At 38.6% G+C, this 19,848-nt stretch carries 14 protein-coding genes, 2 tRNA genes, 1 riboswitch and 1 other annotated feature; of the genes, 4 read left to right on the top strand and 12 right to left on the bottom strand.

Features of this window, described 5'->3' with window-relative positions; translation table 11 throughout:
* Positions 1–11: 11 nt before the first annotated feature.
* From A5816_RS15300 to A5816_RS15280, 5 genes are all read right to left on the bottom strand, one after another.
* Complete coding sequence (locus tag A5816_RS15300; protein ID WP_086311695.1) at positions 12–1,991, bottom strand: transcription antiterminator; 1,980 nt, start codon at positions 1,989–1,991, stop codon at positions 12–14.
* A 20-nt stretch (positions 1,992–2,011) separates the two neighbouring features.
* Positions 2,012–2,326 carry a PTS cellobiose transporter subunit IIB gene (locus A5816_RS15295; protein ID WP_002297720.1) on the bottom strand — a complete coding sequence of 105 codons (315 nt, stop codon included), beginning with the start codon at positions 2,324–2,326 and terminating at the stop codon, positions 2,012–2,014.
* Between the two features lie 224 nt (positions 2,327–2,550).
* The gene (locus A5816_RS15290) at positions 2,551–3,621 is read right to left on the bottom strand and encodes an FUSC family protein (RefSeq protein WP_086311694.1); all 1,071 of its coding nucleotides are present in this window, start codon (positions 3,619–3,621) and stop codon (positions 2,551–2,553) included.
* 179 nt (positions 3,622–3,800) lie between these two features.
* Positions 3,801–6,215, bottom strand: coding sequence for a leucine--tRNA ligase (leuS, locus tag A5816_RS15285; RefSeq protein WP_086311693.1), 2,415 nt, complete (start codon positions 6,213–6,215; stop codon positions 3,801–3,803).
* Between the two features lie 145 nt (positions 6,216–6,360).
* Positions 6,361–6,567 (bottom strand) — a binding site (T-box leader).
* Between the two features lie 69 nt (positions 6,568–6,636).
* Positions 6,637–8,655, bottom strand: a complete 2,019-nt coding sequence (locus A5816_RS15280; protein ID WP_086311692.1) for a LysM peptidoglycan-binding domain-containing protein — start codon at positions 8,653–8,655, stop codon at positions 6,637–6,639.
* Between the two features lie 369 nt (positions 8,656–9,024).
* On the opposite strand from A5816_RS15280, the gene A5816_RS15275 reads away from it, so the two are divergent.
* The 3 genes from A5816_RS15275 to A5816_RS15265 are packed head-to-tail and all read left to right on the top strand — an operon-like array spanning position 9,025 to position 11,203.
* Positions 9,025–9,681 (top strand): phosphatase PAP2 family protein, encoded by a 657-nt coding sequence (locus A5816_RS15275; RefSeq protein WP_086311691.1) that lies wholly within the window; start codon positions 9,025–9,027, stop codon positions 9,679–9,681.
* Positions 9,681–10,637: a TIGR01212 family radical SAM protein gene (locus A5816_RS15270; RefSeq protein ID WP_002285909.1), complete on the top strand. Its 957-nt coding sequence runs from the start codon at positions 9,681–9,683 to the stop codon at positions 10,635–10,637. The genes A5816_RS15275 and A5816_RS15270 overlap by 1 nt, the downstream gene beginning before the upstream one ends.
* On the top strand, positions 10,637–11,203 hold the full coding sequence (locus A5816_RS15265) for a class I SAM-dependent methyltransferase (protein WP_002320153.1): 567 nt from the start codon (positions 10,637–10,639) through the stop codon (positions 11,201–11,203). Before A5816_RS15270 ends, A5816_RS15265 begins: the two co-directional genes overlap by 1 nt.
* A 204-nt stretch (positions 11,204–11,407) precedes the next feature.
* Here A5816_RS15265 and A5816_RS15260 read toward each other — a convergent pair whose 3' ends face one another.
* Together A5816_RS15260 and A5816_RS15255 are read right to left on the bottom strand one after the other, a co-directional pair.
* Positions 11,408–13,177, bottom strand: a complete 1,770-nt coding sequence (locus A5816_RS15260) for an ABC transporter ATP-binding protein (protein WP_002374145.1) — start codon at positions 13,175–13,177, stop codon at positions 11,408–11,410.
* A 2-nt stretch (positions 13,178–13,179) separates the two neighbouring features.
* Positions 13,180–14,892, bottom strand: coding sequence for an ABC transporter ATP-binding protein (locus tag A5816_RS15255; protein WP_002329921.1), 1,713 nt, complete (start codon positions 14,890–14,892; stop codon positions 13,180–13,182).
* Between the two features lie 114 nt (positions 14,893–15,006).
* On the opposite strand from A5816_RS15255, the gene A5816_RS15250 reads away from it, so the two are divergent.
* Complete coding sequence (locus tag A5816_RS15250) at positions 15,007–15,675, top strand: TetR family transcriptional regulator (RefSeq protein ID WP_002374139.1); 669 nt, start codon at positions 15,007–15,009, stop codon at positions 15,673–15,675.
* 66 nt (positions 15,676–15,741) lie between these two features.
* Here A5816_RS15250 and A5816_RS15245 read toward each other — a convergent pair whose 3' ends face one another.
* The 5 genes from A5816_RS15245 to A5816_RS15220 all read right to left on the bottom strand — a co-directional run bounded on the left by A5816_RS15245 (position 15,742) and on the right by A5816_RS15220 (position 19,829).
* A complete protein-coding gene (locus tag A5816_RS15245) occupies positions 15,742–16,530 on the bottom strand; it encodes an alpha/beta hydrolase family protein (protein WP_002374137.1) in 789 nt (262 codons plus the stop codon).
* Positions 16,531–16,612: 82 nt separating this feature from the next.
* A complete protein-coding gene (locus A5816_RS15240; RefSeq protein ID WP_086311690.1) occupies positions 16,613–18,085 on the bottom strand; it encodes an MDR family MFS transporter in 1,473 nt (490 codons plus the stop codon).
* Between the two features lie 130 nt (positions 18,086–18,215).
* The gene (gene metK, locus A5816_RS15230; protein ID WP_002292731.1) at positions 18,216–19,409 is read right to left on the bottom strand and encodes a methionine adenosyltransferase; all 1,194 of its coding nucleotides are present in this window, start codon (positions 19,407–19,409) and stop codon (positions 18,216–18,218) included.
* Positions 19,407–19,486: riboswitch (SMK box riboswitch) on the bottom strand. (Overlaps the previous gene by 3 nt.)
* A 186-nt stretch (positions 19,487–19,672) precedes the next feature.
* Positions 19,673–19,744: transfer RNA gene (locus A5816_RS15225), tRNA-Glu, on the bottom strand.
* A gap of 11 nt (positions 19,745–19,755) precedes the next feature.
* Positions 19,756–19,829: transfer RNA gene (locus tag A5816_RS15220), tRNA-Ile, on the bottom strand.
* Positions 19,830–19,848: the final 19 nt, after the last annotated feature.

Raw genomic sequence — 19,848 nt, 5'->3', positions numbered from 1 at the left:
TGTTTTCCTCCTTATTCGATCAGTTTGATAAATTTACTGCTGAAATTCTCAAAAATAGGTTCAGCTAAGATTTCCTGTTGCACGTTTAGCTGGTCAACTAACCTAACGATTGCTTTGGTCACGACCGTAATTCCTTCATTTTCGATATAAGAAGGCGAAACTAGAAAAACAAAATGGATTCCTTGATACTGATTCCATTGCATCCCTGAAGGAATCAATGCAACGGCTATCTTTGTTTCGATTCCAACTGGAACAGCGGGATGTGGGACTGCCACTGTATCACTGAATATGATTTGTCCCATACTTTCACGTTGCTGGATCTGCTTTCGCATTTCTCTTATATATCCTTCTTCTTCATTTATGCTCAGCTTCTGCAACAAATCATGAAGAACTTCTTCTTTTTTCGGTTCGTACGTATAAGTCTTGAAAAACTTTTCAGACAGCTGTTCGGTGTAAATCTGCTTTTTTTGCTGTAGAGAAAATGCTGGTATCGGTCGATCTGAGGAATGATAGGGTATGGATTCACCAATTACCTTTCGTATTTTATGAACATCATCTTCATTCAAAAAAATACTGACATGTAAAACTGGAATTTTAAAAAACATTGTCGAAAGATCAATAGAAGAAATAATCAGGTCGATGCCTTTTAAAGTTGTTTCATTGATCTCATAATAGCCTTTTACATTTACCACTGTAATATTTTTTCCAAATTCGCTGATCACACGATTCTTTAATAATTGAGCACTGCCATAGCCTGTTGCGCAGATGATCAACGCATGCAATTTATGCGTAGCTCTTTCTTTTTCCAATGCCGCCATGAGATGCAAAGCCAAATAGGCCCATTCATCTTCATTGATGGTATAGTTTTTCAAAGCCGGCATGTTGCTGAAAAGCGTTTTTACTGCTTCAAAAACTTTGGGATTTTCTTTCTTTATCTCTTCAGTTAATGGGTTCTCAATGCGAATGCCTCGGCTCAATCGAATCATCATTGGTGACAAATGATCAAGCAGTCCATTGAAAAGCTGGAGATCCTCTATTAATGAAAAACAAAATTCCTGAGACAATCGTTTCAAAACTATCGCTACTTCCTTTGATAGTTCCTGATCATTTTTATTTTCTCTATGATTTGACTTAGCCATAAGGTGTAAAGTCAAATAAGCTATTTCTTCTTGGGGAAACGATACATCTGCGATTACCTCAATACGTTGAACAATGCGTTGCGCCACTTGATACTCTACTCGATCAGAAACTTCTTGTTCGATACCTAGTTCCTTGATTTCAAACCCTTCTCGTAGACGTTTGATTCCCAAAGCCAAGTGTAAGGACAAATTCTGTATGATAAAATCAGAAACTTTTAACTTAGCTTCTCTTGTTTCATCGAGAATGATGATCACTAGCGCTTCAAAACTGATGTCTGTGAAAAAGCGACTTTGTCCTAAATATTCTTTCAATGAATTCCCATAATGGTTCCCGAAAAAAGTATCCATGATAAAATGCCGTCGATTTCTTTCTTCCCCTTCGATCCATATCCCTTGACCATGCTTAGAAACAATTTTTAGTGAATAAGGAATCAATCGCTCTTTGATTTCTTGCATGTCCTTTGTCAAACTAGAACGACTGATATAAAGCTCTTCTGCCAAATCATCCATAAAAAGAATGGCATCTTCCAAAAGCAGTTGGTTCAATATATACTTTTGTCGGTCTTCCGACTCATAAAATCCTTGAGGCTCTCTAGCATATCCGGGTATTATTTCTTGCCGACTCAAAAACAGATCAAATGTCAATCTCTGCAAAATGTGCAGTTGATAGCCATAACCTGGTTTAGCAATGATCTTACCTCCGTTTTTTTCTACTAACTCTTTGATCCGCTGCAAGTAATTACGGATTGTCCGATCAGATAATAACAATTCAGAAGCTAAACGTTGACTGGTGACATACTCCTTCCTGTGATCAATCAAATATCTCAACAGCAATTTTTCCTTCTGTTTCATTATCATCCACTCCTATTCCATCATATGTTCTCTTCGATCACCTCTGCTAACTTCTGGATGCCTGTAGGGATTGGGACATACGCTTGGAAAGGGATACTAACAACAGGCTTTCCAACAGATTCTCCTAATTTTTTGAATTTATCCAAAAACATCGTCGTTTGCGGGCTGATCAGAAATAAATCAAAATCACTATTCTTAATCATATTATCGCCTTCTGTAGCTGAAACTGCATCTACGAGTACCTCTTCTCCTTTTTGCTTAAAGAAATCCGTTGTCTTTGAGGCCATCATCGATGATGACATTCCTGCTGCACAAATAATCAATGCTTTTTTCATAAATCAATCACTCCTTTTATTTTTATAAACCAAGCATAACTTGTAAGCGTTTTCTATTCAAAATATATATTTCCGTAGCATTACGGAAAAAATGTGTATCATCACTTGAATAATGAACGTAGAACATTTCACTGATTTTCCGTAAAAAAAGATACACATGGAATGATAGCAATTTATCATCCATGTGTATCTTCACTTTTTCCTTATTTTTTATTCGATCTCATCTAATGATTCAAACCGTGTTTTTCTCTTATTTTGCGGATAAGTATCTCAGTCACCCCAATATACATGATTCCTAAACATACCCCAAGGATATTCTCAAAAATGCGGATCGTTACTGCTCCTGGAACACCAAATAAGCTTGCAGCGATTGTCAAAGCACCAAAGCAATTAAAAATTGTTTTATATCTATAGGTAGAACAAATACCTAAAGCTAGTCCACCCAATATACCGACCCACGCAAATGGAATAAATTGGCTGATACCAATAAATAAAGCACATCCGATCAATGAGCCGATAATTCTGTCTACTGCTCGTTCTTTGAAACCAATCGACATCAATCCATAGCTAGATACAATAGAAGAAAATGCAAACCCTGCCCACATCAATCGTTGAAAAGGGACATATTCTCCTGCGACAATCAAAAGACTGATACCAAACGCATAGCTGAGCATCCAAATTTTTTGTTGCGAATAAATATCTTTCAAAAAATTCTTTCTGAATAAGCTTTTGCCTCTATTCTTTTCTCGATGTTTTCTATAAAGGATAACTGAAAACCAACAAAAAAATAAAAACAATAAGCTACCTGTTTGTGTAAAGAAATCCTTGTTCAACAAATCTTTAGGTAACGAATAAACAATAAAAAGATAAGAAAAACCGTACAAAGAAGCATTCCCCATTTTGGGATCACTAGCAGTTGCCAGTAATATGCTACTTAGTAAAATAAAATGAATCAACACGCCCATAGCTGACCATTTAATCAGTTGGACATAAGGCGCTATTAATAGTGAGAGCATAACGATTGCTAAACTAATGATCGAATGAGAAATCTTATAACCAAAATCAACAAAACGAATACTCATCAACATACAGAATAAAACCACAGCGTATGGTTTATGCGTCGATTCAAACAATGTTGTAATGAAAATAATAAAACAAATGGCAAATAATACGATAAATAATGATCGTAAAAACAATGAACAAATATACATGCGCTTTTCTTTTCTAGAAGTTGCTTCTCGTATTTTTTGTTTTAAAATAAACGGATCTAGTTGCAGAGACTGATAAAAACCCACCTGTTGTCGTCCTTTCTTTTACTTTTATTTCTATATTTTTTACAGTCAACTATGACAGGTTGTAAATACTATGGAACATCATATGGCGTTGTTATTTTCTTGTCAACTATTTTCCCTATTCATATTTTTTACAAAAAAACAGCTGACAGAGATTCTGCCAACTGCTTTTATCAGGTTATTTAATTAGCAACGATATTGACTAACTTATTTGGTACCGCAATAATTTTTCTGACTGTTTTGCCTTCGATATATTCTTGCACTGTTTCATTAGCTAATGCTACTTTTTCTAGCTCATCTTTCCCTAAGTCTCGGGGAACATTGCTTTTCGCACGAACTTTACCGTTTACTTGGAAAACAACTTCTACTTCGTCTTCCACAAGTGCTGCTTCGTCATATGTTGGCCATGGTGCGTAAGAAATACCACCTTCATTTCCAAGGATTGACCATAGTTCTTCACCCATGTGAGGAGCAATCGGTGCGAGTAGTTGAACAAATCCTTCGATATATTCATAAGGCAGAGCGTCCACTTTATAGGCTTCATTGATAAAGACCATCAATTGGGAGATTGCTGTATTGAAATGAAGATTTTCATAGTCTTCTGTCACTTTTTTTACTGTTTGATGGTACACTTTATCAAGTTTGCCGTCATTCAATGTAGTGATACGATCACGCATTTTATTGTTTTCATCAACGATCAAACGCCATACACGATCCAAGAATTTACGACTTCCTTCTAAGCCATTTTCGCTCCAAGCAATCGAAGCGTCTAATGGTCCCATGAACATTTCGTACATGCGCAGTGTATCTGCACCGTAAGTTTCAACCACATCATCAGGATTGACTACATTACCGCGAGATTTTGACATTTTTTCGTTGTTTTCGCCTAAGATCATTCCTTGATTGTATAGTTTTTGGAATGGTTCTTTTGTAGGAACAACACCGATATCGTATAAGAACTTATGCCAGAATCGTGCATATAGTAAATGAAGTACCGCATGTTCTGCTCCACCAATGTAGATGTCAACTGGCAGCCAACGCTTCAACTTTTCATAATCTGCTAGTTCTTTTTTGTTATGAGGGTCGATATAACGCAGGTAATACCATGAGCTTCCTGCCCATTGTGGCATTGTATTCGTTTCGCGACGGCCTTTTTTACCTGTTACAGGATCAACGACATTGACCCACTCCTCAATATTTGCTAATGGAGATTCTCCAGTACCGCTTGGCTTGATATTTTTTGTCTTAGGCAAACGTAATGGTAGCTCTTCTTCTGGGACAGCTGTGACTGTTCCGTCTTCCCAGTGGATGATTGGGATTGGTTCGCCCCAGTAACGTTGACGGGAGAATAGCCAGTCGCGTAAGCGATAGCTGACTTCTTTTTTCCCTAAGCCATTTTCTTCTAGCCATTCATTCATTTTGTCGATTGCTTCTTGTTTGTTCATACCGTCTAAAAATTCAGAGTTGATGTGCGTACCATCTTCTGTGTAAGCAGCTTTTTGAACATCTCCACCTTCAATAACTGGAAGAATCTCTAGTCCGAAAGTTTGAGCGAATTCAAAGTCACGTTCATCATGTGCTGGAACAGCCATGATTGCTCCTGTGCCGTATGAAGCTAATACATAATCAGCGATCCAGATTGGGATTTCTTTGCCATTGACTGGATTGATTGCGTAAGCACCAGTAAATACTCCTGTTTTTTCTTTTGCAAGATCTGTTCTCTTCAGATCTGATTTTTTCGCTGTCTCTTCGATATAAGCTTCTACAGCAGCTTTTTGTTCAGGAGTTGTAATTTCTCTAACAAGATCTAGTTCAGGTGCAAGAACCGAGTAAGTTGCACCGAATAGAGTATCTGGTCGTGTCGTAAACACGGTATAGGATTTATCCGTACCAGCCACTTTAAATTCAACATTTGCTCCCACTGAACGCCCGATCCAATTTCTTTGCATTTCCTTGATGCTTTCTGGCCAGTCAACTAGTTCTAGATCATCCAATAAGCGATCGGCATAAGCAGTGATTTTCAGCATCCATTGGCGCATTGGTTTTCTGACTACGTCATAGCCACCACGTTCACTTTTTCCATCGATCACTTCTTCATTTGAAATAACTGTTCCTAATTCAGGTACCCAGTTTACCGCTACTTCTGCTTCATAAGCCAGACCTTTTTCATAAAGCTTCGTAAAGATCCATTGTGTCCATTTGTAATACTCTGGATCAGTTGTATTCACTTCGCGATTCCAGTCATAACTAAATCCTAAAGAATTGATTTGGCGTCGGAATGTTTCGATATTTTTTTGGGTAAATTCAGCCGGATCGTTTCCTGTATCTAACGCATATTGCTCAGCAGGTAGACCGAATGCATCCCACCCCATTGGATGCAGTACGTTGTATCCTTGACTTCTTTTCACACGGGAAAGGATATCCGTTGCCGTATAGCCTTCAGGATGCCCTACATGGAGCCCTTGTCCGGATGGATAGGGAAACATATCTAGTGCATAAAATTTTGGTTTTTCAGGATCATCATGGGTGTTGAAGGTATTCGTTTTTGCCCAGTATTTTTGCCATTTTTTCTCAATTTCTTTATGATTGTAACTCATTTTCTGTCCTCCTGTTCTATTAAAAACGCTTGTTTCTATTATAGCGAAAAAAACCGGCAGAATCTGTTTCTTTTTGTTTTCTTTTACTTTGTTTTCTCAAACTTCACAAAAGAAATAAAAAAATCCTATAAAAAGATTGCTCTTTTTATAGGACGTAATCTACGCGGTACCACCTATTTTTACCTTAATGAAAAGGCCTCGAACGTTGTAACGGCCGTCACCGCCACTTGCTTACTCGAATATTCAGCAAGGGCAACTCAAAGGCGAGTTCAAAAGCATCCGTGCACATTCTCACCAACCATGTGCTCTCTGAAACTTCAGTCTTTTTACTACTTCCTTTTCAAGTGTTGTCATATTTAAGTAGCCTTATAGTAACAAATATTTTTGTGGAATTCAATCGTTATTTCTTTGAACAGCTATTTTATTTAGCTACAATCAATGTTTGACCTGGATAAATAAAGTTGTTTTTGATATTGTTCCATTCGATTAGTTGAGACATTGTAATACCATGGCTGTCAGCAACGCCCCAAACAGATTCTCCAGATTTCACAGTATAGGTTTTCGAACCAGCAGGTGATTGTTGGTTTGTTGTTTGAGACGAACCTTTCTTCACGATCACTTGTTGTCCAGGATAGATGAAATTATTTTTGATATTATTCCATTCGATCAACTGATCCATCGTGATATGATGTTTGTTCGCTACGCTCCAAACTGACTCGCCTGCTTTCACGGTATACATTGTATTACCAGAGGATGATGTACTTGTTGTAGCAGACGTATTCGGTGTATTTGGTTTCGCTGCCGAAGTAGTTGAACCTGTATTGGTATTTGTTGAATTGCCGCCTTTAACAATCAATTGCTGTCCTGGGTAAATAAAGTTGTTTTTGATATTATTCCATTCGATCAGCTGATTCATCGTGATGCCATTTTTATTTGCTACGCTCCAAACAGATTCACCCGCCTTGACTGTATAAGTGCCTTGAGACGAACTGCTGCCAGTATTAGCTGAACTGCTGTTATTTGTATTGGCTGACGAACCTGTATTACTTGATGCGCTGTTTGTTGACCCACTGTTTGAAACAGTCAGTTGTTGTCCTGGATAAATAAAGTTATTTTGGATGTTGTTCCATTGAATCAGTTGAGCCATCGTAATTCCATATTTGTTGGAGACACTCCAAACAGAGTCTCCGGCTTTCACTGTGTATTTCGTTCCTGAAGCCGTATTAGAAGAACTTGAGTTAGACGAATTTGAACCACTTGTGTTCCCAGTACTTGAGCCAGTATTTGAGCCAGTATTAGAAGAACCGCCATTTGATACGATCAGCTGTTGTCCTGGATAAACAAAATTATTCTTGATATTGTTCCATTCAATCAATTGAGCCATCGTAATTCCGTGATCATTTGAGATCTTCCAAACAGAATCGCCAGATTGAACAGTGTATTTCGCCCCGGTTGTTTGTCCTCCGTTTGATGTACCAGCATTTCCTGAAGAATTGGTATTGTTACCAGAATTATTCGTCGAAGAGCCATTTTCTTGGCTACCCTTGATCGTTAGTTTTTGTCCTGGATAAATGAAATTGTTTTGGATATTGTTCCATTGAATCAATTGATCCATTGTAATACCGAATTTATTGGAGATTCCCCAAACAGAATCGCCAGATTGAACAGTATAAGTGGTCGAAGTTGCTGAACCTGAGTTTGTATTACCAGAATTGTTTGAACCGCTAGTACTACCTGTACTTCCAGTATTATTCCCACCTGTAGTGGCTCCACCGCCCGCGTTTCCGCTAGCTGGTGTATCATATTGGGTCAATCCGTAAGTCGTGATGATATTATTTAATTTGCTTGCATAACCAGGGTCAGTTGCATAACGACCTGTTAAACAAGCTGTCGCATCTGTATAGGATTTCGTGTTGCTCTTCCAAGTACCGGCATAGTAATAGCCGTTGCCAAATGAAGTATTTCTAAGTACATAGGCATTGTCATTGAACGATTCAGCAAAAGAAGGATATTGTCGGAAAGGCTCCTTTTTATTTACCCATTGATTATTTAAAAATTCAAGCGTATCCATGTAGACGGTTTGTCCTTGATAGCTACCTTTTATCCCAAAAAGATTGTAATAAGGTGCTTGCGATAACGCACTACTGCCCCAACCGCTTTCTACAACTGCTTGTGCGATCATCACTGATGCATACAAATCATTAGCTTGAGCAATTGGCTGCGCATAAGTAGCAATTTCTGTGATAAATGCCGCTGTGTTGATTCTTGCGCCGAACTGAACAGGTGTTTCATCCGCTTGAACAGGAACCGGCTGTACTAATGGAGCAGCGACAGAACAGCCTACCATCGCAGTTCCCACGATTGCTGCCCCTCGTTTTGCTTTTCGAAAACGTTTGGTCTGTTCTAAACGTCTCCGTTCTTTTCTTGCAATGTTTTCCATCTTCTATCCTCCAACTTCAATTTATCTATTATTAATAATTATAACTTCTCTTAATATTTATTAAAAGTTATTTAAGAGCTTTGTTGTTTTTTGTAATCATATTGTAATTTACCGTAATGAACAACTTCTGTTCATTTTCAAGTTCTTCCTACGTCTATGTTCTTATTTACAAGGATTTCGAAAAACACTGATTTTATTTTCCTAACATTTCATTTGTATTACCAAAAAATGTCTTTCCGGTTACAGTTATTTTTTTTATAAGAATATTGGTTATTCAAAGAGGGATCATACATTGGTTTTATCTCTTTACCGTTTTTTTCGCTGGACCAAAAATGCTATAATAAGTCATTGCTTCAAAGGAGGAATTGTATGAAATATAAAACATCATTTCAGGTGACTGGCAGCTTCTTTCTTGTCCTGTTTTTTATTTTGGGCTGGATCGTAAAGTTCCATCTGTCGTGGCTTTCTGGTTTCGATCAGTGGTTTACAGACATTGTCAGAGCTTCTTATCCTGATCTGAACAGCTACCAACTCTTTATGACTAAATTCGGTAATCCTCTTACCGTCATCATTTTATTTGCTTGTACGGCTTTATGGATGTGGTATAAGAAAAAAAGGGCAGAAACATTTTGGTTCGTTTCTGGATTTATTGTAATTGCTGGAATCATCAACCCGTTGATCAAACTATTTTTCATGCGAGAGCGCCCTTCATTGACACACTTAGTGGTTGAAACAAGTTATAGTTTCCCTAGTGGACATGCAGCAGGCAGTATGATTCTTTACGGCTCTTTCCTATTTCTGCTGCCAGCTTTTGTTCAAAAAAGAACCTTACGTACATTGCTTCAATTACTGATGGTGTTTATTATAGTAAGTGTCGGGATAAGCCGCATTTATCTGGGTGTTCATTTTCCTACTGATATCATCGGCGGCTACTTACTCAGTCTTTCTTGGCTGTGCCTGACTTATCCAGTGTATAGAGAAAAAAGAAAACAAATAGATAACTCTTACAGAAAGAAGGACTTTTAATGACTTTTCCTTATTCAGAAGGAAATAAAAGATATCATTCTTGGAATTACGCTTTACGAAATGAGTTTGGCGGGAAAATTTTCAAGGTGCCGATCGATGGAGGGTTCGACTGCCCGAATCGAGATGGGACTGTTGCCCATGGCGGATGTACTTTTTGCAGTGTATCTGGTTCGGGTGACATGATCGTTGCACCTGAAGACCCACTTCCAATCCAATTCCAGAAAGAAATTGACATGATGCATCAAAAATGGCCTCATGTCCAACAATACATCGTTTATTTCCAAAATTTTACAAACACCCATGCGCCAGTTGAAATAATTAAAGAACGATTTGAGCAAGTAGTCAATTTACCAGGTGTCGTAGGATTATCAGTTGGTACACGACCGGATTGTCTGCCAGATGAAGTAGTTGATTACCTTGCTGAACTGAATGAGCGGATGTATTTATGGGTAGAACTTGGATTGCAAACAACTTTTGAAGAAACTTCAAAACTGATCAACCGAGCACATGATTATCAAACTTATTTAGATGGCGTGGCTAAATTACGCAAACATAATATCCGTGTTTGTACGCATTTGATCAACGGATTACCAGGCGAAAGTTTAGAAATGATGAAAGAAAATGTCAGACGCACTATTTTAGATTCCGATATCCAAGGAATCAAGCTCCATTTGATGCATCTGATGCGCAAAACGAGAATGTTGCGAGATTATCATGAAGGTCGACTTCAATTAATGAGCCGTCCTGACTATGTCAATGTCATTTGCGACCAGCTGGAAATGATACCAAAAGAAATCATCATCCATCGTTTGACAGGGGATGCGCCGTGGGATTCCTTGATTGGACCAATGTGGAGCTTGAAAAAATGGGAAGTCTTGAATGCAATTGATGAAGAACTTCTTCGCAGAGATAGCTTCCAAGGAAAATATGATGTACGGAAAAAGGTGAGTGTCTGATGTTGCAAACTGCTTTGCATTTCAGCCATACATTACTGCAAGAAATCTTGCAACCAGGAGATCACGTCGTAGATGCAACGATGGGCAATGGCCACGATACGGTTTTTCTAGCAGAACACATCGGAAAAACTGGTCATGTCTATAGTTTTGATATCCAGCAACAAGCAATCGATGCTACTCGCGAAAAGCTAGAACAGCATCAGTTAGAAGAACGTGTCTCATTGTTTCTACAAGGCCACGAAACGTTAGGAGAAGTGATAGCTGAACAACAAGATCTCAAAGCAGGGATCTTCAATCTAGGGTATCTCCCAAAAAGTGATAAAGCAATCATCACTATGCCAGAGACTACACGCACAGCTATGGAAGAAATATTGAAACGACTTGTGCCTCGCGGACGATTGATCCTTGTCGTCTACTATGGTCATGAAGGCGGAGAAAAAGAACTGGATATGGTTGACTCTTTTTGTTCCAAACTGCCACAGGAAACATATAATGTGCTGAATTATCGGTTTATCAACCAAAAGAACCAGCCACCTATTTTATATTGTATTGAGAAAAAAAGATAAATAAAAAACGCAAAACATAAATGATATGTTTTGCGTTTTTTTCTCTAATACTCAGGTTAGAGCGTTGATTTCACAACCTCTTTATTCACGGTGCTCAAAAGCTTGCATCTGCGGTAATAAGTCCAACCAAATCAAAAACATGAGAAGCTGTTTTTGATTGGCTGTTCTTATTACTTGATGCAGGACAGCTTTTGCACAACCTCTTTATTCAAATACAAATTGATTATGATAAAGTTCCGCATAGAATCCATTTTCTGCTAATAACTCGTGATGACTGCCTTCTTCAATGACTTCCCCATCACGCAAGACAACGATTCTATCTGCATTCAAGATCGTTTTCAGCCGGTGAGCAATCACAAAGCTGGTTCTTCCTTTGATTGCTTCATCCATTGCTTTTTGGATCCTTGCTTCTGTTACCGTGTCTACATTACTTGTTGCTTCATCCAAAATCAATAAAGATGGATTTGTGATGATCGTTCGAGCAATACTGATCAACTGCTTTTGACCTGTACTGAACAAATTGTTTTCTTCGGATATCTCTGTATCATACCCTTTTTCTAACGTCATGATGAAGTCGTGAATGTTCGCTTGTTTTGCTGCATTGATGACTTCTTCATCTGAAGCATCTGGTTTACCGAATGTGATATTGTCTTTGATGGTGCCAGAGAACAATACGGATTCTTGCAAAACGATTCCTACATGTCTACGTAATGCATCTAGATCATACTCTCGGATATCTATTCCATCGATGACTACTGACCCATCATTGACATCATAAAAACGATTCAGCAGATTCATGATCGTCGTTTTCCCAGATCCGGTTGGTCCAACAAGAGCAACCATTTCTCCTTTGTCCACATTGATTGAGACATCTTTCAAGACTAGTTTTTCTGGAGAATAACCAAAATCTACGTGTTGCAAGGCAAGTCCTTGTTCCACTCCATCAAATGCTTTACCGTTTTCTGGTTTGACTTCATCTTTTTCATCAAACATTTCATTTAATCGTCTTGCCCCTGTGATTGCTAATTGGATCATGCTGTACCCAGAAGAAATCTGCATCAATGGTTGGTAGTATTGTTGTGAATATTGGACAAATGTCACAACTAAGCCTAACGCCACCGAACGTTCCAAATCGCCATTCAATGCTAACCAACCGCCGAAAAAGATAACGATTGCTGTATTGACTAGTGACATTCCTTGCATCATCGGAAATAGTAGGCCAGAATATGCTTGTCCTTTGAACGTTGCTTCGCGAACACTTTGATTATGTTCTAAGAATCCTTCAATCGTCTCTTCTTGTAAGCCATTTGTGATGATAACACGTTGTCCGCTGATTTTTTCATCCATATAGCCATTCAGTTTTCCCACTTCATCTTGCTGAAGATCCACGTATTTTCGCGCTTTTCGGATAATCAAGACAGCTATCAAAATAGCTACTGGAGTAGAAGCAATCGTAGCCCAAGCTAATTCTACATTTTGACGAAACATCATAATCAAGATTCCGACAAGTAAAACAGCATTCGTGATGACTTGAAGCAATGCTTGGTTCAAACTATTTTGAATATTATCTAAGTCACTGGTAAAACGACTTAAAATTTCACCATCCTGATGAGAATCAAAGAAGCGAATCGTCAATTTTTCCAATTTGTTGAATAAACCGATACGCATCCGGTTCGTTGACTTTCCTACTACTTGAGTGAACAAAATACTATAAATAAAGTTGGCTGCACTAGCTAATACATAAAACAACAAGAGTTTCCATATCACAGAAACAAATTTGCTTTTATCGTCTACGCCTTGCATCAAGCCACCTACGTAATTTGCTAATTCTTGGAAAGCTTCCCCGATATACTGAGGTGCTTTTACTTGTAGATAGGTAGCAATAATTACTGTGATAAAGATAAAGAAAAAGGAGAGTTTGTACCGCTTCAAATAGTGATAGAAAAATTTACTTGCTTTTATTAAATCAGTCATACTTACTCCTCCGTTCCTTTTTGAGTTTCAAAGATTTCCTGATAGACACGGTTTCCAGCTACCAATTCTTCATGGGTTCCTTCGCCGACTAATCTACCTTCATCCAATACTAAGATGCGGTCTGCTTTGACAACAGAAGCAATTTTTTGTGCGATGACGATCGTCGTTGTTCCCTTCAAATCTCGATCCAGTGCTTCTCGGACCAGTTTTTCAGAGCGAGCATCCAATGCACTCGTACTATCATCTAAAATCAAGATCTTTGGATCACCGATAACACCACGAGTAATGGATAGTCGCTGCTTTTGTCCACCAGAAAAATTGCTGCTTCGTTCTTCTACTGGTGCTTCGTAACGATCAGATAACTTTTCGATGAATTCTTTTGCTTGAGCAATAGAAGAAGCATGTTCCATCTCTTTTTCTGTTGCATTCTTTTTTCCTTGGCGCAAGTTTTGAGCAATCGTTCCTGAGAATAAAATTGCTTTTTGCAAAACAAAGGACACCGTTTGTCTTAAACTCTTTTCATTTACTTGGCGAAGATCTACACCACCTACTTCTACTTTTCCTTCTGTTGGATCAAACAGACGAGGAATCAGCTGTGCTAGTGTGGATTTCCCGGCGCCAGTCGCCCCGACGATCCCGACCATTTCTCCAGGTTTGATAGAAAAGCTGATATCTTTAAGCGTATCTGTATCCTCACCAGGATAACGAAAAGAAACATGGTCAAAAGTGACAGAACCCGTCAACTCTTGTTCTGGAACGTCTAAATAAGTAAGATCTGGTTCAGCATCTAAAATTTCCGCAATCCGCTTCAGCGATACGGCTGCTCTTGAAGTCATCATCATCATCATTCCACCGATAATGATCGCCATCATGATCTGCATCAAGTAATTCATGAATGAAGCAATTCCACCAATTAACGTAGGATCATCTTTAACAAGATCGCTCACAAAAAAGATCGCCCCAACCACAGCCAAATTGGCAGCCAGCATGAAGGACGGGATCATCACAGAAAATAATGTACCGACTATGATGTTGTGTTTTGTTAAGTCCTCACTTACTTTGCTGAATGTCTTCAATTGGTTTTCTTCCTGTACAAAAGATTTCACCACACGAATCCCTAGTAAGTTTTCTTTTGCAATGCTATTTACACGATCAATCAGTTTTTGAATGATCATGAAGTGCTTACCCATCCGTGTAAATGAAAGTGCCGTGATAAGAAATACCGTAACGATAAGCGCTACGATGATCCACCACAATTGTGGCATCGTGATCATAGCTAAAATGAAGGCACCAATAAATAAGAATGGAATTCGAAAAAGTGATTGCAAAGAAATCATCACTAAATTTTGGATTTGCGTGATATCATTTGTTAGACGAACAACAAGATTCCCAGCAGAGAACTGTTCGATATTCCCAAATGAAAATGTCTGGATCTTTCGAAATGCTTCTTCTCGGATATCTGCACTTACGCCCTGAGCTACTTTTGCAGAGAAAATCGTGTTCGTTACACCTGCGGCTAATCCTAGCAAAGCCAGACTGATCAGGTAAATACCGATTGTTTTCATTTCATCATTATCTTCTGTAATAATAGCTTCCAATACTTGCTGTAGTAACTTAGGTTGCCATAATGCTGCTGCAACCATGACTGCTACGGACAGCAAGGAAATAAAAACAGCTACTTTATATTTTTTCGCATGTCGTAAGATTAATTTCATTCGTAGATTACACCCCTTTGTTTAAATTGACAGGACTAATTTAACACTGTAAAATTAGACCGACTAACAATTTACCATGTTTAAAAAGATAATGCAATACACGAGGTTGATAAAATGGAAATAAAGCTTTCTCAAGCAATCATCATTCAGGCCGCCTTTGATATCCTGGCTGAAACACAAGCTCTTTCGCAGCTTTCCATGCGAAACATCGCAAACAGAATTCATGTTCAAGCACCTGCTTTATATTGGTATTTCAAAAATAAACAACAGCTCTTGCAGAAAATGGCTGAAACAATGGAAGAAGAACTAGCGCTTCCAGATCCAACTTTGCCCTGGAATGAACAATTGCTGCAATATATGGAAAATTACTATGACCTTTACACACGTTTTCCTTGTGGGGCAGAATTAGAAATCAATACTGTGCCCGCTTTTCCGAGTCGATTAGAACATTTGGAACAAATGATCCAATTACTTGTTCGTGAAGGATTTTCAGTCACCCAAAGTCATCAGGCCATTGCCTCTCTCCACAATTTATTGATTGGACAGCTAATGGATCAGCAGCATGAACAACAGCTTCGGCAAAAGATTATGGATGGAAATGAATTTTTGAAAGAAACAGTTCTATTTATGCGTAATTATGTAGTTGAAAATCAATTAGAGGGATTTAAAGAAAGTATGCAGTCCCATGCAGAATTGAATGAAAAAGCACTCTTTCTAACGAGTGCACAAACCTATATTGAAGGTTTATGCCAACAAAATAAAAGAAGAGAAAACGATCGATAAAAAAAGCTCCTATAAAGGTCACCAACAAAGTGATCTCTATAGGAGCTATCTTTTTAAGTCTCTTTTTTACTTTTCTTCCATCAGCCACACCAATGCACGTTGGATCCATTGATCCCAGAAGACCCAGTTATGATCGCCAGGTCCTTGTTCAAAGGTGACCGCTAAGCCTTGTTCCTGCATAGCAGATACCATTTCCTGATTTGCTTGATAAAGAAAATCAGATTCCCCACAAGCCATATAAAACCTTGGGACTGGTTTTCCGCTTTTTACTAATTCTTTCAACAAATATTGCGGATCATTCTTTGAACCTTCGATTTGATCCAATGGTCCAAAGATCCCTTCCCAAAAGGCTGCTTTACGTACCATCAAAAGGTCATCCATTCGGTTCCCTACAGAAACAGCGCCTGAAAGAGAGATTACTGCTGCGAAATTTTCTGATTTTGCAAGGCCTAGTTTTAATGCGCCATATCCGCCCATCGATAATCCAGCGGCATATGTTTTTTCCCTTTTTCTTGTTAATTGCGGGAATAGTTCATGACAAATCTCAGGTAGCTCTTCTGCAATGAACGTCCAATATTTCATATCATAAACCGTATCTGTATACCAGCCAAGATCAGTAGATGGCATGATGACAGCTAATCCGTAGTCTGCTACATAACGTTCAATCGACGTACGTCTTTCCCATACACTATGATTGCCACCCATCCCATGAAGTAAATATAAAACAGGTATGTCCGTTGTCGCTTGCTCTGAACTGGTGCCAATCACCTTTTTAGTTGTTTGTGGGAGTATCACATTTAGATTGACTTCCATTTCTAATACATTCGAATAAATATTTGCTTGAATAAATGCCATATTTTCGCCTTCCTTAGTAAGAAGTTATTTTTGAATAACTTTAAATTTGAATGATTCGGCAAAGTACATGTCTCGACCGAAACTACTGTTTTATTTTACCACTTTTTTCATGAACGAAAAGCGTTAAGACCAAAGCAATGATCACGAGTAACAAGCCAACTAGATAAACGGAATGTAACCCATCATAAAGAATTTTTCTTAATGGTAACAGAATATCCGCATCGATATATTTAGCCGTTTGTGGATTCACCAGTTTGTTCATGATATCTGCATCATTTGTTAAATTTGCTGCTGCAAGTTCTCGTTTAGTTACCCCATTTATCAATAAACCAAAAATAGAAACCATAACTGTTTGACCAATTGTTCGAACTAACGTATTAAAAGAAGTTGCTACACCAAGCTGATCACGAGATACACTATTTTGTGCACTGACAGTCGAGGTAGTCATGGTCACACCTAAGCCTATACCGATGATTGTTGATATAGCAAAAAACCATAAATAGTTACTTCTGAAAGGCATAAGATACAACCAAGCGCCCCCAATAGCTGCGATCAGTAATCCAATTCTCAAGACCCAATGAGTTTTCATTTGAGTCATCCACTTGCTTGCAAGGAAAGAACCGACCATCCAGACTAGTGATAATGGTGCTAATACCAACCCACCAATTGCTGCATTCAGTCCTAATACACCTTGCATCCACATAGGAATATAAACATCGATTCCCATCAAAAAACCACTAGCCAATGCTGCAGCCAAGTTGACCACAACAAATAGTGGATTTTTGAATAAATGCATCATGATGACAGGATCTTTAGCTCTTTTTTCGGCAAAAATAAAAATACCTAACAGTACGATACTACCTAGCAGCAAAGCAGAAACAAGCGGACTCATTCCTTCGTCTCCTAATAATTGGAACCCTAACAGCAATGAGACAAGCATGGCCATCAAACTAAAACTACCAAAAATATCCATTGGTTTAGACTCATGTATGATTTTTGGTTCATTTAAATATAGACAAATCAAAATAATTAATAGAATTCCGATCGGCACATTGATAAAAAAGATCCAGTGCCAGCTGATCGTTTCAACGATGAATCCTCCCGCAAGCGGTCCAAAAACACTGGCAATTCCCCAAGCTGAACTATTCAAGCCTAAAACTTTTGCTCGCTTCTCAATAGAATAAAGATCGCCAATGATCGTCAAAGCTACTGGCATCATTGCTCCAGCGCCCATCCCTTGAATCGCACGAGCTGCAATCAACCCGATCATGCTTTGAGATAAACCGCAAAATAACGAACCGATAATAAACAATAATGTCCCAAAAATAAAAATTGGTTTCCGCCCCACTTTATCCGCAAGTTTTCCGTAAATCGGAGTAAGCATAGCGTTTGTCAGCAAATAAATTGAAAATACCCAGTTCATGATTTCCATTCCATGTAATGAGCCGACAATCGTTGGCATAGCGGTTGTTACGATTGTTCCTTCAATAGCCGTCATGAACGTTGCAATGAAAACACTCACTGTGACTAAAGCAACATTTGTTTCTTTTTTCATCTTATTCCTCCTTTTTCATCATGACAGGATCTAAAAATAGATAAATACTCACTATCTTTTTCAAGAGGTGCACTGCCATAAAAAAAGCTGGAACAACCACCATTCGGCGATCGTTCCAGCTGAATATAGCTTATTTTGCTAAACTTGCTTTCAATGCATCTACTTTGTCCGTATGTTCCCAAGGCAAATCCACATCTGTACGACCAAAATGACCGTAAGCAGCTGTTTGTTTGTAAATCGGACGACGCAAATCAAGCATCTCGATGATTCCTGCTGGCCGAAGATCGAAGTTTTCTCTCACTGCAGCAATCAGTTCTTCTTCCGGAACCGTTCCAGTACCGAAAGTATTGATGGAGATCGAAACAGGTTGAGCAACACCAATCGCATAAGCTAGCTGTACTTCTGCTTTGCGAGCAAGCCCTGCTGCAACGATGTTTTTAGCAATATAACGTGCAGCATAGCTGGCAGAACGGTCAACTTTTGTCGCATCTTTACCAGAAAAAGCACCGCCACCATGACGAGCATAACCGCCATACGTATCAACAATGATTTTTCTTCCTGTTAATCCGGCATCCCCTTGAGGACCACCAATGACAAATCGGCCAGTCGGATTGATATAATATTTTGTTTGATCATCTAATAATTCAGCTGGAATAACTTCCTTCACTACTTTTTCGATGACATCATGACGAATTGTTTCATTATCTACTGCATCATCATGCTGTGTTGAAATAACGATTGTATCTACGCGTTCAGGTTGTCCTTGATCATCATATTCAACTGTGACTTGAGATTTTGCATCTGGACGTAAATACGTTAATTCATTTGATTTACGCAAATCTGCCAAGCGGCGTACCAGACGATGACTCAAAGCGATTGGTAAAGGCATTAATTCCGGTGTTTCATCTACAGCAAAACCAAACATTAACCCTTGGTCGCCAGCACCAATTTCATCTAATACGTCTTTTTTATCTTCATCCCGGATCTCAAGTGCTTCGTCAACTCCTTGAGCAATATCAGGAGATTGTTCATCAATCGCAACCAATACAGCTGCTGTATCTCCATCAAATCCGAATTTTGCACGTGTATAACCAATTTCTTTTATTGTTTCCCGTACGACTTTTTGAATATCTACATATGCCGTCGTAGATATTTCTCCAAATACTAAAACAAGCCCAGTTGTTACAGATGTTTCACACGCTACTCGTGCTGTTGGGTCTTGTTCTAAAATTGCATCCAAGATTGCATCACTGATTTGGTCAGCGATTTTATCTGGATGTCCTTCAGAAACAGATTCTGATGTAAATAAGTGTCTTTCTACCATTATAATGATTCCCCCTAGTTAAATTCGGTTACAAGGCATCTCCGTCCTGCGGATCCTTTCGGGAACTTGCAACGAACCAAGTATAGCAGATAAAACAGTTTTCTGCTCGTATTTTTTCATTTTTTTGCTTAAAAAATATAAATATTTTACATTAGATTTATCCAAAAAAGCTTAGCACAATCATCTATAAAGATAACTCTGCTAAGCCTTTTAAAATCATTCTTTCAGATAAAAAGAAAAAGATACTCATCAAGTATCTTCCATGACCCGTACGGGATTCGAACCCGTGTTACCGCCGTGAAAGGGCGGTGTCTTAACCGCTTGACCAACGGGCCAATAAAATAAATGGGCCTAAATGGACTCGAACCATCGACCTCACGCTTATCAGGCGTGCGCTCTAACCAGCTGAGCTATAGGCCCATAAAAACTAAAAGCGGGT

Origin of the sequence: Enterococcus sp. 3G1_DIV0629, assembly GCF_002141285.1 — a bacterium.
GTDB lineage: Bacteria > Bacillota > Bacilli > Lactobacillales > Enterococcaceae > Enterococcus_B > Enterococcus_B lactis.
The sequence above is the reverse complement of the archived record's forward strand: the minus strand, read 5'-3'. Positions and strand labels throughout refer to the sequence as shown.

Coding starts and splice junctions, on each gene's coding strand:
- A5816_RS15300 (WP_086311695.1), bottom strand. CDS start 1,991: ATGAAACAGAAGGAAAAATTGCTGTTGAGATATTTGATTGATCACAGG.
- A5816_RS15295 (WP_002297720.1), bottom strand. CDS start 2,326: ATGAAAAAAGCATTGATTATTTGTGCAGCAGGAATGTCATCATCGATG.
- leuS (WP_086311693.1), bottom strand. CDS start 6,215: ATGAGTTACAATCATAAAGAAATTGAGAAAAAATGGCAAAAATACTGG.
- A5816_RS15280 (WP_086311692.1), bottom strand. CDS start 8,655: ATGGAAAACATTGCAAGAAAAGAACGGAGACGTTTAGAACAGACCAAA.
- A5816_RS15275 (WP_086311691.1), top strand. CDS start 9,025: ATGAAATATAAAACATCATTTCAGGTGACTGGCAGCTTCTTTCTTGTC.
- A5816_RS15270 (WP_002285909.1), top strand. CDS start 9,681: ATGACTTTTCCTTATTCAGAAGGAAATAAAAGATATCATTCTTGGAAT.
- A5816_RS15265 (WP_002320153.1), top strand. CDS start 10,637: ATGTTGCAAACTGCTTTGCATTTCAGCCATACATTACTGCAAGAAATC.
- A5816_RS15260 (WP_002374145.1), bottom strand. CDS start 13,177: ATGACTGATTTAATAAAAGCAAGTAAATTTTTCTATCACTATTTGAAG.
- A5816_RS15255 (WP_002329921.1), bottom strand. CDS start 14,892: ATGAAATTAATCTTACGACATGCGAAAAAATATAAAGTAGCTGTTTTT.
- A5816_RS15250 (WP_002374139.1), top strand. CDS start 15,007: ATGGAAATAAAGCTTTCTCAAGCAATCATCATTCAGGCCGCCTTTGAT.
- A5816_RS15245 (WP_002374137.1), bottom strand. CDS start 16,530: ATGGCATTTATTCAAGCAAATATTTATTCGAATGTATTAGAAATGGAA.
- A5816_RS15240 (WP_086311690.1), bottom strand. CDS start 18,085: ATGAAAAAAGAAACAAATGTTGCTTTAGTCACAGTGAGTGTTTTCATT.
- metK (WP_002292731.1), bottom strand. CDS start 19,409: ATGGTAGAAAGACACTTATTTACATCAGAATCTGTTTCTGAAGGACAT.